Below are 261 nucleotides of genomic sequence, written 5' to 3' on the forward strand. Positions count from 1 at the left end.
CAGTAGGCTCGTCTAACAAAAATACATCGGGTTTGGTCAATAGTAAACGAGTGAACGCCACCAGTTGTTTTTGTCCACCTGACAGTCCTTTACCGCCTTCACTAATCGGCAGGTCAAGACCGCTTGAATGGCTCGATACCAAGTTTATGAGCCCTGTTCTATTTAGAGTATCTTGCAAGACATCATCATTGGGCGCTGCCATACCGATTAATAAGTTTTCTCGTAATGTCCCCTGAAACAATCGATGGTCTTGTTGCAGAT

The 261-nt window shown here is 44.4% G+C and carries 1 protein-coding gene; it reads right to left on the bottom strand.

What is annotated here, in order from left to right; all coding sequences use genetic code 11:
- Positions 1-261, bottom strand: a 261-nt coding sequence (locus AAEY78_RS13705; RefSeq protein ID WP_352339898.1) for an ATP-binding cassette domain-containing protein, incomplete at both ends; no start/stop codon positions are given.

The sequence above is a fragment of the Psychrobacter sp. 16-MNA-CIBAN-0192 genome (assembly GCF_040309565.1).
Lineage (GTDB): Bacteria > Pseudomonadota > Gammaproteobacteria > Pseudomonadales > Moraxellaceae > Psychrobacter.